Below are 18,014 nucleotides of genomic sequence, written 5' to 3' on the forward strand. Positions count from 1 at the left end.
TGAATGCAGCTTCAGGCGGCGGCGCGCTGTTGCGCGGAACCGCGTTCGGCATCGAGCAGGTTCTTGTAGAGCGCGCCGTCCTTCATGATCAGCTCGATGCGGTTCGCATCGAGCAGCACCGACAAATCGGCCAGCGGATCGCCGTCGACGAGCAGCAGATCGGCCAGGTGGCCTTCCTTGATTTCGCCCAGGCGTTCGCCGACGGCCGAGCCCATCGCGAGCCCGCCGTTGCGCGTCGCGCAGGCCAGCGCTTCGGCCGGCGTGTAGCCGTAGTAGTCGACGAAGAACCGGATGTCGCGCGCGTTGGTTCCGTTCTTGCTCCAGGCGAAGCCGTAGTCACCGCCGATCAGGTGGCGAACGCCGCGCTTGCGCAGTGCGGTATGCGTCTTCACCGAAGCTTCGAGCAGCGCGTCGATGCCCATGTAGCCGCCGATCTCGGCCGTCAGGCCATTCGGCGCCGCCTCGTTGTTGACGATGCTGTGGAACAGGCTCACGGTCGGCGCGACGAACACGCGATCCTTGTACTGCTCGAACAGGTCTAGCGTTTCCTCGTCGGAATATTCGCAGTGATAGAGCATGTCGACGCCGGCCTTGAGGCAGGCCTTGGTGCCGCCGATCGAGCGCGTGTGCGCGTTGACCTTGCGACCGTAGGCGTGCGCGGTATCAACCGCCATCTTGATCTCTTCGAAGGACATCGGCGTCGTGTGCGCCGGCGTGTTCGGATAGAACGGATCGCCCGAGACATCGAGCTTGATGTTGTCGCAGCCTTCGCGGCAGGACAGGCGCACGGCTTTGCGCATCTCTTCGGGGCCGTCGACGATGATCGACGGGCCCCTGCGCGGGTTGTGTTCCCTGCTTTCGTCGCCCATCGCGCCGGTGACCGAAATCTCGAGCGAGCCCGCACGAATGCGCGGCCCGGGCAGCAGGCCGGCGTTGACGGCGTCGCGCACCGCCACGCCGAGGCGCAGCTTGGCTTCGGAAGCGCCCCATGCGCTTGTGAAACCGTGATCGAGCAGCACCTTGGCGACGCGCGCGGTGAGCAGCGTGTGCGCCTCGGGCGACGGCGTGATGAGGTCTTCGGTCGAGGTCACCGATTCGAACGACAGATGCGCGTGGCCTTCGGTCATGCCGGGCATCAGGAAGCGCCCGTTGGCTTCGATGACCTGGCAGCCCGCGGTGGCCAGCTGGCCGCGTCCACGCTGCACGGCGCGAATGCGATTGCCTTCGATCAGCACGTCACCTTCGAAAGGCGCCGCGCCCGAGGCGTCCCACACGCGTGCGCCAGCGATCAGAACTCTGTTCATGGTTTTCTCCTCGGCCGATTCCGCTGTCGCGGACATAGGTTCGAGGATTATGCAGGCGGGTCCGAAGGGCTCGGATGACCCTGTCGGCAGACCAAATTGCCTGCTGGTGCCAGTGCTCTACAGAACTTGACTGTGCACGTTTAAAGCAGTCTTTCAGCGCCCCGACGTGACGCGCGAAACCAGGTCGATGAAGCCGAGCAGGCGGCCCAGCGCGCTCGGCGAAATGTTCTTGCCGGTGTTGAGCAGCGACACCGAGATATCGCGCTGCGGATCGGCCCAGCAGAGGATGTTCATGAAGCCGATGTGGCCGAAGGCGCGCGGCGAGGCGCGGCCGTAGAGGCCGATGTCCTTTTCGCCGAGCATGAAGCCGGCCGAGAAGCGCAGCGGAATGAACAGCGTGCCGTCGAACTGGCGATCGCCGATCGGCTTGGTCGCTTCGACGATGGTCTGGCGCTTGAGGATGCGCCGGCCTTCGAACTCGCCACCGCGCAACAGCATCTCGAAGAATCGCCCGGCGTCGTCCGCGCTCGCGTACAGATTGGCCGACGGAATCAGCGAATCGTAGAAGATCGGCGTATTGGAGATGGCCGTGACCTGTTCGAACGGCAGGCCGAGGATGCCCTTGGCGAGCTTCGAGATCGGCCAGCGCGGAAACGGACCCGTCAGCAGGTTTTCGGCGAGCTGATCGCGCTGCTCGGCCGGAAAGCCGTAGTGCAGATAGCGACAGCCCAGCGGCTCGGCGAACCAGCGCTTGAGTGCGGTTTCGAGCGGCAGCCCCGATACGCGCTGCACGAGTTCGCCGAGGATGAAACCACCGGTGATCGCGTGATACGCCTGCTTCTCGAAGCCGATGCCGATCGGCTTGGCGGCGCACAGCATCTCGATGATGCGCGGCCAGTCCTTGAGCAGTTCCGGGTCGGGATGCTTCATCGGAATCGACGGAATGCCGCCGCGATGCGCGAGCAGCTGGCGCACGGTGGCGTTCTCCTTGCCGTGGCAGCCGAACTCCGGAATGTATTTGGCGACGCGATCGTCGAGCCCCACCGATCCGTCTTCGGCGAGCTTGTGCACGAGCATCGCCGAGATCGCCTTCGACGCCGAGAACAGGCAGATCGGCGAATCCGGCTGCACGAGCCGCGTCTTCGCCGCATCGAGATGGCCGATGGCACGATGCAGCACGCGCTTGCCGCGATGGCGCAGCACCAGCGTGATCGCCGGATGCATGCCGGTGTCGTAGAGCTTCTCGACGGCCGACCAGATCGCCTCGACTTCGTTCGAACCCAGGTGTCCGTGATCCTCGTCACCGATGGTGACCGGCCGGTCGCCCGATCGCGGGAACTTGAGCGGAGACTTGAGCGTGCGCTTGGTGGCGGTGCGTCTGCTCATGCGCGTGCGACGGGCGGACGACGACGCACTAGGCTCGGCGAGAAAGTGCACGCCGGTCAGCGACTCGGCGAGTTGCCACAGACGGGCAGCGCCCTGTTCGTCGACGGCGGCTGCGGCCAGGCGCGCAGGCTGCGGTTCCCCACGAATTTCGAGCCAGCCATCGGGGCCGATGTAGGCGCCGCCTTCGACCTCCGGCGAGGTCGCGGCATGCACGGTCGCGGTGGCGGCCTGCTCGGCGGAGTTCAGCACGCGACGCTCCAGCGGCGCGACCAGCGCACGGAAGCGTGGATTGCCGACCAGCGGCAGGCTGTTGCCGATGTTGGTGCCCGACATGCCCGGGTGCGCGCCGACGCTGAGCGCGTCGATGCCCGAGCGCCGGAAGCGGCGATCCAGCTCGGCCATGAATAGCGCGTTGGCGAGCTTGCTCTGGCCGTAGGCGCGCCAGGCGGAATAGCGTCGATGCTCGAAATTGGGGTCGCCGAAGTCGATGCGCCCGATGCGATGCGCGAGGCTGCAGACATGCACCACGCGGCTGCCCGAGGTCGCGCGCAACAGCTCGATGAGCGCGCCGGTCAGCGCGAAATGGCCTAGAAAGTTCACTCCGAACTGAGACTCGAAACCCTGCGCCGTGCGCGTCAACGGCGTCAGCGCGATGCCGGCGTTGTTGCAGAGGATGTCGAGCCGCGGATACCGCGCGATGAACAGCGCGGCGGCCGATTTCACCGACTCGAGATCGGCGAGGTCGATCGGCAGGACTTCGAACGCTGCCTGCGGAGCCGCCTGCTGCAACTGCTCGATCGCCGTCTGCGCACGCGACGCCGAGCGGCAGCCGATCACCACCCGCGCACCGGCGAGCCCGAGCTGCAAGGCCGTCCAGTAGCCGATGCCGCTGTTGCCGCCCGTGACGAGCGCGATCTTGCCGGCGAGCGTCGCCTGCACGTGTTGCTTTACGGCCATATGGCTCCCCTACCCGAGGCCTCGTGTCATTTTTATTGGTCTGCGCGCAGGTGCGCCTGGGCGAACGCCGCGATCTCTTCGCGAGCCTGGCGCACTTCCGGAAAGTAATGTTCGAACAACGGAAACGCGTGCGGCAGGATCGGCCACACATGGCAGGTGGTCTGCACCCCGGCCTCGCGGCAGCGCCGCGCGAGCATGAGGGTTTCGTCCATCAGCACCTCGTTGTCGCTGGCCAGGAAGAACAGCGGCGGCAGATCGTGGCACTCCATGTACAGCGGCGAGAGTTCCGGATCGGCCGCGTCCCAGTCGCCCGCATAGAGCTCGTCGACACGCTGCAAGGCGGCGACCGGCAGCAAGGGATCTTGCTTGAGCAGGCGATGGCGTGACGGAGGCGAATGCACGCGGCCCATTTCGGTGACCGGCGACACCAGCACCGCGCAGTTCGGCATTCCGAGGCCGCGCTTGCGGATGCGCTGCAGCAGGCCTAGCGCCAGGTTGCCGCCGGCCGAGTCGCCGCCGATGACGATCTGTGAAGGCGAATAGCCGCGCTCGAGCAAGGCCGCATAGGCGAATTCGCAATCGTCGAGCCCGGCCGGAAAACGATTGAACGGCGCGAGCCGGTAATCGGGAACGAAACCGTCGGCGTCGAGCTGCCTGCACAGCCGCGCCACCATCACCAGATGCATGGCCGGAGCCGCGGGCAGCATGAACGCACCGCCGTGGATCCACAGCACCACCGGACGGCGACTGCGGCCAGGCGGACTCGACAGCGAGCCGACGACGTGCCCGGGCACGCGGCCGACCACCTGGTAATCGAGCGGCAGGCCGGCGGTATCGGGGCATTTCATGCCCGCGACCTGCAACTGCGTGCGCGCGATGCGCGTGTAGTCGTAGCGGATCATGCGCGACAGCAGCGGCTTCATGACCAGCCGCATGAGCCGCAGGATCACGCGCGTCCTCAGGCTGATCTCGACCTGGCGATAGACCACGTCGGCCCCGGCGTCCAGCGCGGGCGTGAGATCGGGCGTCTCGATCAGGCGGGCTTTCATGCCGCCATCCATAGCCACGGACGCGCGAAATATCCACTGAACGACGGAGGTGTTGATTTGGGGCTGGGCACGGGCATGGCGCAGCGTAAGTCACATTTGGCGCCTCGAAAAGACATCAAAGCACACCGGCCCGGCAGATGACCCGCCACGCAGGCCAGCTTGCCTGTCGGGGCCAGTGCGCCTGGGAGCGAGTTCGCGCTCGCTAGACTCGCCATCGACCCGCTTGAAACCATCACGAAAACCCTGCGCCGAGCGCTACCGGGGAGCACGCAATGATCAAAGGCATCCACCACGTCGCCATCCATGTCCGGGACATGGACCGCATGATCCGCTTCTACAACGAGGCTTTCGGCTTCGAAGTGGTCGGCGAGCCGTTCGCCTGGGCGCAGGACGCCTTCATCGACAGGATCGTCGACGTACAGGGCTCGGCCGCCAAGGGCGCGATGCTGCGCGCAGGCAGCTGCTACATCGAGATGTTCCAGTACGCCGCGCCGGCGCCCGACGTGACCAAGCCGCTGAATCCCTACGACAAGGGCTATACGCACTTCTGCGTCGACGCCACCGACATCGAATACGAATACGAGCGGCTCAAGCAGCTCGGCATGACGTTCAGCCAGCCGGGCCCGATCGACGTCGGCCACGTGAAGTCGATCTACGGCCGTGATCCCGAAGGCAACCTGATCGAAGTGCAGCAGACCGCGGCGCATTGCGATTTCCGCATGGACAAGCTGCCGAAGACTCCGGCCTGACGCAGGCTGACAAGCAAAGAAGCGATGAACACGAAGTCCGCGACCACCCTCGACGACAAGTACCTTCAATCCGGCGGCCGCGTCTTCATCTCGTCGAACCAGGCGCTCGTGCGCCTGCCGCTCGACCAGGCCCGCCGCGACCGTTCCGCCGGGCTCAGGACCGCGGGCTACATCTCGGGGTACCGCGGCTCCCCGCTCGGCGTGTTCGACTCCGCGCTGTGGGGCGCGCAGAAGCTCATCGACGAGCACGACGTGCGCTTCGTGCCGGGACTCAATGAAGAGCTCGCGGTGTCGGCCATTCGCGGCACCCAGCAGCTCAAGTGGTACGGCAAGTCCGGCTACGACGGCGTGTTCGGGCTCTGGTACGGCAAGGGCATCGGCGTCGACCGCGCCTGCGAATCGCTCAAGCTCGGCAACCTCGAAGGCACCTCGGCACACGGCGGCTTTCTCGCGATCGCGGGCGACGATCATGGCGGCAAATCGTCCGACAGCGCACATCAGTCCGAGCACACGCTGATCGCGGCGATGCTGCCGGTGCTGTATCCGGCCACGATCGCCGAGATCATCGAATTCGGCCTGTTCGGCTGGCAGATGTCGCGCTACAGCGGCTGCTACGTCGCGCTCAAGTGCATCACCGACACGCTCGACCTGTCGGGCGAAATCGAGCTGCCCGATCCGTATCGCCTTTACGCGCAGCCGAGCGACATCGTGTTGCCGCCGCACGGCCTGAACCTGCGGCCGAACCAGCCGCCGCTCGTCGAGGAGAACGAACTCGTCAACCATCGCCTGCCCGCCGCGACCGCGTTCGCGCGCGCCAACGGCATCGATCGCGTGATCTTCGACGGAGCGCGCCGCAACCTCGCGATCGTCACCGCCGGCAAGGCCTATCTCGACGTGCGCCAGGCGCTGTCCGATCTCGGGCTCGACGAGGCGCGCTGCGAACAGCTCGGCATCCGGCTCTACAAACCCGGCCTGATCTGGCCGATGGACCCGGTGCGCCTGCGCGAATTCGCGCAGGGCAGCACCACGCTGCTCGTGATCGAGGAAAAGCGTCCGGTGATGGAAGACCAGATCGCGCGCTTTCTATACGGCGTCGCGGCCGACCGGAGGCCCTCGCTCGCCGGCAAGCAGGATCTGCACGGCGCAGCCCTGCTGCCGGCGAGCGGCGAACTCACGGTGCCACAGGTGCGCCGCGCGATCGTCACGCTGCTCGAGCAGATCGGCATCCGCGACGAGACCACGCTGTCGCGCCTGGAGTCTTATCGCGCGCTCGAAACGCAGGCGCTCACGTTCGGCAGCGGAAGCCTGCGTCCCGCGTATTTCTGCTCGGGCTGCCCGCACAACACGAGCACCAGGATTCCGGACGGCTCGCTCGCCCTCGGCGGCATCGGTTGCCACGGCCTCGTTGCCGTGGTGATGGATCGCAATACCATGCAGTTCGTGCCTATGGGACACGAAGGCTCGCCGTGGGTCGGCGTCAATCGCTTCCTCGACGACACCCAGCACGTGTTCCAGAACATGGGCGACGGCACCTACTCGCATTCGGGCGTGCTCGCGATCCGTGCGGCCGTCGCGGCCAAGGCCAACATCACCTACAAAGTCCTCTACAACGACGCCGTCGCGATGACGGGCGGCCAGCCGGTCGAACAGCAGATCACGCCGATCGACATGGTCAAGCAGCTGCTGTCCGAAGGTGCGCGCCCGGTCAAGCTGCTCAGCGACGATCCGTCGCAGTACGAAGGCCTGACGCTGCCACCGAATAGCAGCCTGCATCATCGCGACGAGCTCGATGCGATCCAGCGCGAGCTGCGGGAGCTCCAGGGCGTTTCGGCGATCGTCTACGAGCAGACCTGCGCGACCGAGAAGCGCCGGCGGCGCAAGCGCGGCTACATGGCCGAGCCCGACGAGCGCGTCTTCATCAACCCGGACGTCTGCGAAGGCTGCGGCGACTGCTCGGTGCAATCGAACTGCATCAGCGTGCTGCCGCTCGAAACCGAATTCGGCCGCAAGCGCAAGATCGATCAGTCGACCTGCAACAAGGACTACAGCTGCGTGAAGGGCTTCTGCCCTTCGTTCGTGACGGTCACGGGCGCGAAGATCGCGGTGCGCGCCTCGGGCAATCGCGAGCGCCTGCAGCAGCTCATCGATGCGCTGCCGCAACCGGTCGTCGCGGCGCTCGACGAGCGCGGCTGCAACATTCTCGTCGGCGGCATCGGCGGCACCGGCGTGCTCACGATCGGCGCCCTGCTCGGCATGGCCGCGCACCTCGACGGGCTCGGCTGCAGCGTGCTCGACATGACCGGCATGGCGCAGAAGGGCGGCGCGGTGACGAGCCATATCCGCATCGGTCCCGATCCGAAAGGCATCTACAGCTCGCGGCTTTCCGAAGGCATGACCGACCTGCTGATCGCCTGCGACATGATCGTCGGCTCCGGCGCGCCCGTGCTCAAGACGCTGCGCCCAGGCCACACACGCGCGATCCTCAATACCGACATCGCGCCGACCGGCGATTTCCAGAGCAACAAGAATCTCGATCTCGGCGAATCGCGCATGCGCGCCGCGGTCGTCGCCGCGCTCGGCGGCGCGCCGTTGTTCGAACTGCCCGGCAGCCGCCTGGCGACCGAACTCACGGGCGACAGCATCGGCACCAACGTGCTGATGCTCGGCTACGCCGCGCAGCGCGGCCTGCTGCCGGTGTCGATCGCAGCCATCGAACAGGCGATCCGGCTCAACGGCAGCTTCGTCGACGGCAATCTGCGTACCTTCGCGCTCGGCCGCGTCGCCGCGCACGATCCGCAAGGCCTGCAGCGCGAGATCGGCCTCAAGGCCGAGCCGGTGCCGCTCAAGAGCGTCGACGACGTGCTCGCGAGCCGCACGCGCCTGCTCAACGCGTATCAGGACGAGCGTTATGCGCAGCGCTATCGCGACTTCGTTCTCGATCTGCGCCAGCGCCTGAGTGCATTGAACGGCAGCGAGGCCTTCGTTCGCGAAGTCGCGCTCACGCTAGCTCGCCTGATGGCCTACAAGGACGAATACGAAGTCGCGCGGCTCTACACGCAGAGCGAGTTCATGCAGCGCATGCGCGCGCAGTTCTCAGGCGATTTCAAGATGGAGTTCAACCTCGCGCCGCCGATGCTGCCGGGACGCGATGGCTCGGGCCGTCCGAAGAAGCGTCGCTTCGGGCCGTGGATGATGCGGGCCTTCCAGCTGCTCGTGAAGTTCAAGCGGCTGCGCGGAACACCGTTCGATCCGTTCGGCTATTTCCCCGAGCGCCGCATGGAGCGCAGGCTGATCGAGGAGTACCGCGAGCTCATCGACGGCATCGCCGACCGCATCGACGAGGCGAAGCTACCGGCCGCGATCGAGATCGCCAAGGCCGCGAGCGAAATCGCGGGCTACGGCCCGGTGAAGGACGCGGCGGTCGAGCGCTACGCAGCGCGTCTGCCCGAGCTGCTCGCGGCTTTCGACCAGGCCACCGTGCGTCCGCGCGCTCGCGCTGCGTAATACGGCTGGCGCGCAGCGCGCGAGCTGGCACCTTCTTCGATCCTTGAGATACGCGACGGCGGATTGCGCCTGTGGGCTCGCCTAGGGTCCGATGACGCGATACGAAGGATCGCCACGATCGCGGCGAGCGAGGTCGTGCTCTTGCAGCGGCATGACCTCGCGCACTTCATCGAAATCCCGAATCGCCAGGCGATGATCGAGTCCCCAGCGCCCGTCGCGCCTTGACCAGCGATCGACGTAGCGTCCCCAGACCGCCATCTGCACCAGCTTGTCGCCGCGGCGCATGCGCAAACAAGCCATGACGTAGGCCTCGCTGCCGGCGCGATCGCCATCGAGGTCGATCAGCAGGTTCGTGACCTGGTGCGCGTGATGCAGCAGCTGGCGGTGCTGGGCGCAGATGTGGTCGATCACGCCGCGCCCGTCACCGCGATAGACGTCGGCGCCGTAGTCGGCGACGCCGTCCTCGTGCCAGATCGAATGCCCAAGCGGAACGTCGAGCCGATCGACCGAGCGGCAGTAGCGATAGATCAGCTCGCTGATCTGCTGGCGATCGACCAGCGTCTGCAAGCGTTCGAGCTCAGCCATGAAGTCTCCGTATCCGCCCATCCGTTGCGACTGCGGGCGAGCATGACACGGCGGCGCGCCCGGCTGCTCCGGATTCAACCGGCGAAACGTCGGCCTAGGCCGCCGCCGCGACGGACTGCCGCTGGCCGATCGTCGCGGCGATGTGGTTGGCCGCGACGAAACCGAAGGTCAAGGCCGGCCCGATCGTTCCGCCTGCGCCCGGATAGCAGTTGCCGAACGGACTGCCGGCGTTGTTGCCGGCCGCGTAGAGCCTGCCGATCGGCTGGCCCGAGGCATCGAGCACGCGCGCCATCGCGTCGGCCTTGAGTCCGCCCTTGGTGCCGAGATCCCCGAGATTGATCGGCACCGCGTAGTACGGCGCCTGGTCGATAGGCCCGAGGCAGGGATTCGGCTTGACGTTCCAGTCGCCGAACATCTGGTCGTAGGCGTTGCCGCCGCGACCGAATTCGGGATCGACACCGGTCTTGGCGTAGGCATTCATGTTCGCGACGGTCGCGGCGAGCGCATCGGCCGGAATCTGGATCTTCGCCGCGAGCGCGGCGATGCTGCCGGCGCGGAAGATGTAGTGATCCCACCAGTCCGGCGGAATCTTCTTGTCGGGCGTCAGCAGGTTCGGCATCACGCCGCCGGCCGAGAATTTCTCGCGGAAGGTCGCATCGAAGATCAGCCAGCACGGTGTGTTCGCGCCGGTGGCGAGTTGGTCGGCGACCATCGCCTTGCCGAAGTCGTCGTAGCCGCAAGCCTCATCGACGAAGCGATGGCCGTTGCGATTGACCGCGACGCTGTGCGGACGACCGACATCGAACGCCGCCTGGTGAATCTCCTCGAAGTTCGAGGCGCCCGGCATCGGCGTGTGCATGGTCGGAATCCACCAGCAGGCTTCGGTGTGCTCGGTCGCTGCGCCTATCTTCATGCCGGCGATCAGCGCCTCGCCGCGATTCGCATCTTCGGGCGAGCTGCTGTGTCGCGTGAGGCCCGGCACCGGGAAGAAGCGATCGCGCAGCTCCTGGTTCCACTCGAAGCCGCCCGCGCAGAGCACCACGCCATGACGCGCGTGAATTTCATAGCGGCGGCCGTAATGGCTCACGATGACGCCCGTGACTTCGCGACCCGAGACGATCAGCTCGTCGAGCTTGGTGTCGAGCCGGATTTCGACCTTGCGATCGAGCACTTTCTTGTAGAGCCAGCCCATCAGCGCGGCGCCCATCGTGAAGCGGCGGTCGCGTGCGCCGAGCTTGCGCGTGCTGCGATCGGTCCAGTAGCGCAGGAACATCTTGATGAAGGTCATCACCCAGCCCTTCGCGCGCGTCGATAGCGAGAAGAACTCCATGACGTCCATCGAGTAGCGACCGAACACCTTGAAGCGGTTGTACTGCTCGCGCATGAGCGGGAAGTGCTCGCCGAGTTCGCGGCCGTCGAAGGTGTCGCAGATCAGCGAGCGGTCGGCGCGCGCCTGCGGCGCATGCGGATAGTAGTCCGGCCAGGCGGCGACGCCGATCGGGATGCCGAGCGATTTCATGAAGCGCGCCATCTCGGGCGCATTGTCGAGATAGGCGGCCAGCCGGTCGCGCTGCACCGGTCCGGGCATCACGGCCTCGAGATACTGCATCGTCTTCTGGCGATCGTCGTCGTTCGGGGCGAGCTGGTGATCCGGCACCCAGAGCACGCCGCCCGAGGTCGCCGAGGTGCCGCCGAACTTGTGCGCCTTCTCGACGATGAGCACCGACAGGCCGAGCGAAGCGGCACGCAGGGCCGCCATCGCACCGGCGGCTCCGGAGCCGATCACGACCACGTCGTAGGTCTCGGCCTTCTGATTGGGGTTGCTCATCGTCGTTCTCCTCCACGAAAACGCGGCGATGTTCGAGCGCCGCCGGCAAAAGACTTCAGCGCTGCATCAATCGCTCGGTGCGACCGTCACCCGCAAACCGTCGAGCTCACTGCGCATGATCACCTGGCAGCACAGGCGGCTGTCCTCGCGTGCCACGCTCGATCCCATGTCGAGCGTGCTCGCTTCGACTTCGTCGGGCGCACCGACCTTGTCCCGCCACTGCGCATCGACGTAGACGTGGCAGGTGGCGCACGAGCAGCTGCCACCGCAATCGCCGAGGATGCCGTCGACGCCGGCATTGCGGCCGGCCTCCATGAGCGTTTCGCCCGGGCTGACCTCCACCACTTTTTCGACACCATCGATCTGTACGAACGTGACCTTCAATGCCGCCATGACCCTCATCTCCTGCTCATCGAGCCGCTACGCCCGCGACATGCGGGCGCAGCCCTGACACCCAGCCCCGAACCCAACCGATACCCGCCGATCAGAACTCATACGAAAGCTCAGCGCCGTACATGCGCGGCGTGCCGATCGCGACCGAGTTCACGCCCAGCGAGCCGGTCAGCGCGAAACCACCGGTGTAGTACTCCTTCTCGGTCAGATTGCGCACGAACGCCGCAAGCGAAAACCTGGAACCGTGAATCTGCGTCCAGTCATAGCGCAGGTTGATCACGCTGTAACCCGGGATTCGAGTGTCGGGCGTGATCGAATCGTTGCTGTTCGAAAAATACATGTGGCTCTGACTGTAGATGTCGGCACGCAGGTCCATGACGCCCCACTGCGCGGGCGTGGGAAGCAGCAGGCTCGCGTAGGCCGAGCCGGACAGACGCGGCGCGTCGGCATACGGGCCAAACACATACAGGGTGCCGAACACGTCGGCCTCGTCCTTGCCGTTGACGAAACGCGCCTTCGTGAGCGAGCCCGACACGCCGGTCTCGAGCCAGCGCACGGGCTTGATCATCGCATCGATTTCCAGGCCGCTGACACGGGCCTCGGGCACGTTGACGGTGTAGGCGATCGACTGCGCCGGGCCGGGTGGATCGGGAAACACCGCGCGCTGCACGTCCTTGATCCACTGGTTGTAGACCGCGAGGTTGACGCGCAGCGGACGACCGAAAAGCTCGCCCGCGAACTTGGTGCCGGCTTCGACGTCATAGGTCTTCTCGGGCTCGAACAGATTGGTGTTCTCGATGACGGCATCGCCATTGGCCGGATCGATCGCCGCCGGAGCGGTGCCGTTGAAACCGCCCGCGCGCCAGCTGCGGCGGGTCTGCAAGTAGAGCAGCAGCTGGTCGGTGGCCTGATACGACAGGCCTAGCGTCCAGCTCGGATCGCTGAAGCTCTTCTTCTGGCTTCTCGGCTGCGCCGGATCACGATAGTTGTCACCCAATGCGAGCTGCTTGATCTCAACGGTTTCCCAGGTGTAGCGGAAGCCCGCCGTGAAGCTCAGCCCGGTCAATCCCATTTCGCTGAAATCGTAGGTGCCCTGCGCGAACAGCGCAGGCGTCTCGTCGGTGATCTGGAAGTGGCTGGTCGCATTGGCCGGCAGGAACAGGCCGGGCTGGTAGAGGTTGAAGTAGACCTGCGGGAACAGCGTCTTCGAATCCTCGTACTGGTAGTACGCACCGACGATATAGGCCAGCGCCTTGTCGAGCGTCTTGCCCTGGAGCTGCAACTCGTTGGAGTAGGTCTTGTTCTCGACGTGGTTGCCGCGCTTGTTGTAGGTGGGGTTGCCGTTGGCGTCCAGCGTGATCACGCCGTTGGCATCGGTGGCGAAGGTGGCCGAGTAGAACACCGGATCGGGCGCGCCGACCGAGCTGCCCAGATCGCGCGTGTCGGAGGCCGAGAAGCCGGCGATGTTCTTCAGCAGCAGATCGTCGCCGAGATCGAAGGTCGTGGTGTTGGCGGCGAAGTAATCGTCTTCGTCGTGATAGACCGGGGCCACTTCGTTGGCCTTGAAGAAGCCGATGTTGGGCGAGACGTTGTCGAGATAGTCGGCGATGCCGCCCGGGTTGGCCTGCGGATTGTGCGCCAGATAGTTTTCCCAGATGCCGCTGCCCGCCCAGGTCGCCGGATTGAACAGCGCGTCGGCGGCGCAGTTGAGTGCGAAGCCGTTGTTGGTCTGGCCGCAGCGATTGACCGTGCGCAGCCGCGTCGCGGTGCTGTTGCCGCCCGCGTGATCGACTTCGAGAACGGTGAGATTCTCCAGCGCCTCGGCGGGCTTCCACAGCGCGCTCAGGCGGCCGTTCTTGCGATCGACCTCGCCGAGATCGCGACCGTCGTAAAGGTTCTTTTGCCAACCGTCCTGCTGCGTGATGTTGCCGGCCAGGCGCAGGAGCAGCGTGTCGTCGAGCAGCGGCAGGTTGATCGCGCCCTGCCCTTCGATCAGGCCGAAATTGCCGCCGCGCAGCTTGGCGTAGCCGCCGAATTCGTCTTTCGGCCTGGCCGCCGTGTAGAGCACCGCACCGCCGGTGGTGTTGCGGCCGAACAGCGTGCCCTGCGGGCCCTTGAGCACCTGCACCGATTCGAGATCGAAGAAGGTGGAGGCTCCACCGCTGTTGAGCTGAACCTCGTTGAAGTACGGCACCACGGCGCTGCGCGATCCGGTGAAGGCGTCGATGGTCTGGCCGCGGATCGAAAAGGTCAGCGAATTGGAGCCCTGGGTCTGGCGCACCGTCAGGCCCGGCACCGAAAGCTGCAGATCGGCCTGCGAAGTGATGCCTTGCTGCTCCAGCGCGCGCGCATCGAGCACGGTGATCGCGGTCGGAACTTTTTCGAGGCTTTCTTCGCGGCGACGCGCGGTGACGACGATGGTTTCGATGTCGCCGGCACTCGAAGCGGCGTTGTCGGCTGTCGCCGATTCTGCCACCGGCGTGCCCGTCTCCTGAGCCTGCAAGGGGCCACTGACCAGACCCAGACTGCCGATCGCGATCACTGTTGCCAACCTGCTGCCACCGAACTGCTTGCTGCCCATGTCATCTCCCCCCGGCTTGCTGCGATCACGATTGCCGCAGCGTTTGTATGAATGCGCCGACTATTCTTCTCCAACACCGCAAGGGTCGGATGACCCAGAGTGCAGTTCCGATTGCCTGCGAAATCCGCCGAAGGAGGCCGGATCGATTGAATGCGACCGATTCGCTCAATCGCCCGCGAGCGCCCTGGCCCGCGCGGCCTGAATCTCGTTCAAGTGATTCACCGGATCGCCCGCGGTGATGCCGCCGTCGACCGGCATGACGATGCCGGTGAGCTGCGCGGCCCGGTCGCTCGCGAGAAACAGCGCGACCTGGGCGACGTCCTCCGGACGGCCGGTGCGCTTGAGCGGCTGGTTGATGTCGAAGGCGGCACCGACGGCGGCCTTCACGCGTTCGGCGACGTCGGGCGGAGTGCCCGGCGGAACGAACGAAGTCAACGGCGTGCGAATGTGGCCCGGCGCCAGGCAGTTCACGCGAATGTCGTATTCGGCGAAATCGATCGCGAGCGATTTGCTCAGCATGATCACGGCGGCCTTGCTCGCGCGATAACTCATGAGCGCCTGGCCCGGCAGCACACCGGCGATCGAGGCGTTGTTGAGGATCACGCCGCCGCCATGCTGCGACATCACTTTCGCAGCCGCCTGGCAGCCGACCATCACGCCGAACAGGTTGACGCCGATGACGCGCGAGAAGTCCTTGAGGTCGTCGTCGAGGAAGCGCGGATACTGCGCGCCCGAGATGCCGGCGTTGTTGAACATGATCTGCAGTCCGCCGAAATGCGAGACCGCGAAATCGACGAGCGAGCGCACCTCGTTCTCGCTCGACACATCGGTGCGCCTGAATACCGCGGAAGGCCCGAGCTGGGCCGCGAAAGCTTCGCCGGCCTGCGCATCGACGTCGGCGATGACGACCTTCGCGCCTTCGGCGACGAACAGCTCGACGCTGGCGCGGCCGATGCCGCCCGTTCCGCCCGTGACGATCGCGACTTTGCCTGCTAGTTCGTTGGCCACTGGATTTTCCTCGTGATGAGTTCAGCCCCTCTGCCGCCCGGAGAGAGGTTGGGGTGAGGGATTCTCCGCGATCGCGAAACTCGCTTGAATCTGCAGGCCCTCATCCGGCGCTCCGCGCCACCTTCTCCCGGAGGGAGAAGGAAATGATCAGCGCCGCTTCAAGGTCAGCGGCAGCTTCTCGATCGAGCGCGTGGCGACGGTCGGCAGATACGTGATCTGCTCGGCCGGGACCGCGAGCCGGATGTCGGTGAACCGGCGCACGATCTCGCGCGCCGCCACCTTGATCTCCATGCGGGCGAGCGACGCGCCGACGCAGCGATGCACGCCGACGCCGAAGGCCACGTGCTTGCCGACGTTGGCGCGATTGACGTCGAAATCGCGCGGACAGGCGAACTGCGTTTCGTCGTCGTTGCCCGAGGCGTACATGACCAGCAGATGGGCGCCCGCGGGCAGCTTGCGGCCACCGAGCTCGACTTCCCTGGTCGTCATCTTGGCCAGGCCACGCACCGGCGGCTCGACGCGCAGCAGCTCCTCGACGAAGCGGTTGAGCAGGCGATCGTCGTCGACGGCGCTCTCCAGGGTCTTTGCGACTTCCGGACGCGTCGCAAGCACGAACAGCAGGTTGCCGATCGCGGTCGCGGTGGTGTCGTTGCCCGCGATGACGAGCGCACGGATCAGCGACACCGCTTCGGCGAACGTGAGCTTGCTGCCGTCCTCGAGCGTGGCGTGGACGAGGTCGGAGATCATGTCCTCGCGCGGCTGCGCTTCGCGCGCCTTCATCTCACCGATGATGAAGTTCTGCAACTCGCAGATCTGTGCGGCGTTCTCGTGCATCTGCTCACGGTTCTGCATCTTCGAGATCTGCGCCGTCACTGCGCCCGACCAGGCCTGGATCTTGCCCGCGTTGAACTGGCTGATGCCGAGCTGCTCGCAGATCACGTGGATCGTCAGCGGCACCGCGAAGTCGCGCACGCCATCGACCACTGCGCCGTTCGCGGCCCTGGCCGCGAACTGCTCGACCAGATCGACGATGATCCTGGTGATGCCGGGCTCCAGCGCGGCGACGCGATGCGCGGTGAAGGCCTTGTCGAGCAGGCGGCGCACGCGCGTATGTGCGGGCGGATCATCCTTGATCGCATCGGGAAAGAAGCCGCCGCCGTCGCGCTCGAGGATCTGCTTGAACTCCTCGAAATGCCCGCTCGCGTACATCTTCTCGTAGCCATGCTTGTCCGAATACGTCAGCGGATCGCGCAGCACGGTGACGATGTCGTCGTAGCGCGTGACCAGCCACATGCCGAGCTTCTCGTCGAAGTGCACCGGATCTTCGCTGCGCATCGCCTTGTAATAGGCGTTGGGTTGCGCTCCGATCTTGCGATCGGAGAGCGTTGCGCTCGCAAGCAAAGCCGCCGCGCTCTGGCCACTGTAAGGACAGGCGCCGCCAGCGGCGGCCTTGTCGGCAGTTTTTGCAGCTTCGCTCAGCATTTTTCGACTCCGTATTGGTTCGGCTTTTATTGCACGGCTGTGTCGGCCAAAGCCGACACCGGCGATGCACCGGCTCCGCTGCCACGATATTCGCGCGGACTCATCTTGTAGACGCGCTTGAACATGCGCGAAAAATGCGCCGGGCTCTTGAAGCCGACCTTGTAGGCGATCTCGCTGATCGCCACTTCGCTCGCGTTCGAGGCCGCGAGCCATTGACCCGCGATTTCGAGCCGGCGATCCCAGACCAGCGTCGAGAACGGCTTGCCGTGCAGCTTGAGCAGGAACGACAGATAGCGCGGCGAGATGCCGCAGCCCTTGGCGACCGTCGAAATGCTCAGCTTCGGATCGGACAGGTGCATCTCGATGTAGCGCAGCACGTCCTGCAGGCGCTTGTCCGCGATGCTCTGGCGCGCCGGGTTGCAGGCGTCGCGGGCCTTGATCGCGTCGCTGATGACGAGCAGGGCGCTGTCGACGAGCAGCTGGGTAATGTGCTCGGGCAGCTCGTCGCTGTCGTCGAAGATGTCGCCGAGGATGCGCTCGGCGATCGCGAGTTCACGCAGGCTCGCCGGCATCGTGAAGCCGGTCTTGATCTCCTGCGGAATCACGCGGCGCATCAGATGCGTCGGCACGATCACGTGCAACACCTCGTGCATCGCATCGTCGTCGGGCTGGCATTCGATCACGAACGGCGTCAGCGATTTGGTGATCGCGAAGTCGCCGGCCTTGGCAACGCTGTACCCGCTTTGATGAGAAACGCAGAGCTTGCCGCGCTTGACGAACCAGAGCACCGCGACATCGGTGCCGTCTTCGCGGATATGCGTCCAGGTGCGACGGAAGCTCAGCTTGGTCTTGGAGCGCAGCCGGATGATCGAGCAAGAGCCGACGGCCTTGCGATCGGCGCGCACATCGATCGAGGCACCCGACTCGATCGTGTACTCGCCCAGGTAGTACTCCTGGTTGCGCGAGCCGCGGAAGGACTTCTGGCAGTCCATGTAGTTTCTTTTGTCGAACACAAAGAGCGTTTCGGTCATCTCGATCTCCTGCCAATCGCGAAGTCCCTATGACGGCCCCAGCGGTACTTCTTCGAGTCCGCTTGCGGCACAGCACCTCCAGCTGCGTTTTCAGTCTATGCCTCGCCAGACAAGTGATCCCGGCAGTTTGCGCGATCGTATCGACATTTCGCGTAGG

The 18,014-nt window shown here is 65.5% G+C and carries 12 protein-coding genes; 2 read left to right on the forward strand and 10 right to left on the reverse strand.

Going from position 1 to position 18,014, the window contains the following annotated elements; translation table 11 throughout:
• Positions 1-11: 11 nt before the first annotated feature.
• The 3 genes from AC3WUM_RS04975 to AC3WUM_RS04985 all read right to left on the reverse strand — a co-directional run bounded on the left by AC3WUM_RS04975 (position 12) and on the right by AC3WUM_RS04985 (position 4,696).
• Entirely contained in the window at positions 12-1,304 is a 1,293-nt protein-coding gene (locus tag AC3WUM_RS04975) for an amidohydrolase family protein (protein WP_492409090.1), read from the reverse strand.
• A 153-nt stretch (positions 1,305-1,457) separates the two neighbouring features.
• A complete protein-coding gene (locus AC3WUM_RS04980; protein WP_492409091.1) occupies positions 1,458-3,647 on the reverse strand; it encodes an oxidoreductase in 2,190 nt (729 codons plus the stop codon).
• A gap of 32 nt (positions 3,648-3,679) precedes the next feature.
• The gene (locus AC3WUM_RS04985; RefSeq protein WP_492409092.1) at positions 3,680-4,696 is read right to left on the reverse strand and encodes an alpha/beta hydrolase; all 1,017 of its coding nucleotides are present in this window, start codon (positions 4,694-4,696) and stop codon (positions 3,680-3,682) included.
• Between the two features lie 272 nt (positions 4,697-4,968).
• Here AC3WUM_RS04985 and AC3WUM_RS04990 point away from each other — a divergent pair, with 272 nt between their 5' ends.
• Together AC3WUM_RS04990 and AC3WUM_RS04995 are read left to right on the forward strand one after the other, a co-directional pair.
• Positions 4,969-5,445 carry a VOC family protein gene (locus AC3WUM_RS04990; protein WP_492409093.1) on the forward strand — a complete coding sequence of 159 codons (477 nt, stop codon included), beginning with the start codon at positions 4,969-4,971 and terminating at the stop codon, positions 5,443-5,445.
• Between the two features lie 24 nt (positions 5,446-5,469).
• The gene (locus tag AC3WUM_RS04995) at positions 5,470-8,949 is read left to right on the forward strand and encodes an indolepyruvate ferredoxin oxidoreductase family protein (RefSeq protein WP_492409094.1); all 3,480 of its coding nucleotides are present in this window, start codon (positions 5,470-5,472) and stop codon (positions 8,947-8,949) included.
• Positions 8,950-9,030: 81 nt separating this feature from the next.
• Here the strand turns inward: AC3WUM_RS04995 and AC3WUM_RS05000 are convergent, their stop codons facing one another.
• The 7 genes from AC3WUM_RS05000 to AC3WUM_RS05030 form a co-directional block, all read right to left on the reverse strand.
• A complete protein-coding gene (locus AC3WUM_RS05000) occupies positions 9,031-9,534 on the reverse strand; it encodes a nuclear transport factor 2 family protein (RefSeq protein ID WP_492409095.1) in 504 nt (167 codons plus the stop codon).
• Positions 9,535-9,628: 94 nt separating this feature from the next.
• Positions 9,629-11,362, reverse strand: coding sequence for an FAD-dependent oxidoreductase (locus AC3WUM_RS05005; RefSeq protein ID WP_492409096.1), 1,734 nt, complete (start codon positions 11,360-11,362; stop codon positions 9,629-9,631).
• Between the two features lie 66 nt (positions 11,363-11,428).
• Positions 11,429-11,755 (reverse strand): 2Fe-2S iron-sulfur cluster-binding protein, encoded by a 327-nt coding sequence (locus tag AC3WUM_RS05010; protein ID WP_492409097.1) that lies wholly within the window; start codon positions 11,753-11,755, stop codon positions 11,429-11,431.
• Positions 11,756-11,846: 91 nt separating this feature from the next.
• Positions 11,847-14,336: a TonB-dependent receptor gene (locus AC3WUM_RS05015; RefSeq protein WP_492409098.1), complete on the reverse strand. Its 2,490-nt coding sequence runs from the start codon at positions 14,334-14,336 to the stop codon at positions 11,847-11,849.
• Positions 14,337-14,501: 165 nt separating this feature from the next.
• The gene (locus AC3WUM_RS05020; protein WP_492409099.1) at positions 14,502-15,344 is read right to left on the reverse strand and encodes an SDR family NAD(P)-dependent oxidoreductase; all 843 of its coding nucleotides are present in this window, start codon (positions 15,342-15,344) and stop codon (positions 14,502-14,504) included.
• 147 nt (positions 15,345-15,491) lie between these two features.
• Complete coding sequence (locus tag AC3WUM_RS05025) at positions 15,492-16,826, reverse strand: cytochrome P450 (protein WP_492409100.1); 1,335 nt, start codon at positions 16,824-16,826, stop codon at positions 15,492-15,494.
• 26 nt (positions 16,827-16,852) lie between these two features.
• On the reverse strand, positions 16,853-17,857 hold the full coding sequence (locus AC3WUM_RS05030) for a helix-turn-helix domain-containing protein (RefSeq protein ID WP_492409101.1): 1,005 nt from the start codon (positions 17,855-17,857) through the stop codon (positions 16,853-16,855).
• Positions 17,858-18,014: the final 157 nt, after the last annotated feature.

Source organism: Hydrocarboniphaga sp. FW305-C-57 (assembly GCF_058783045.1).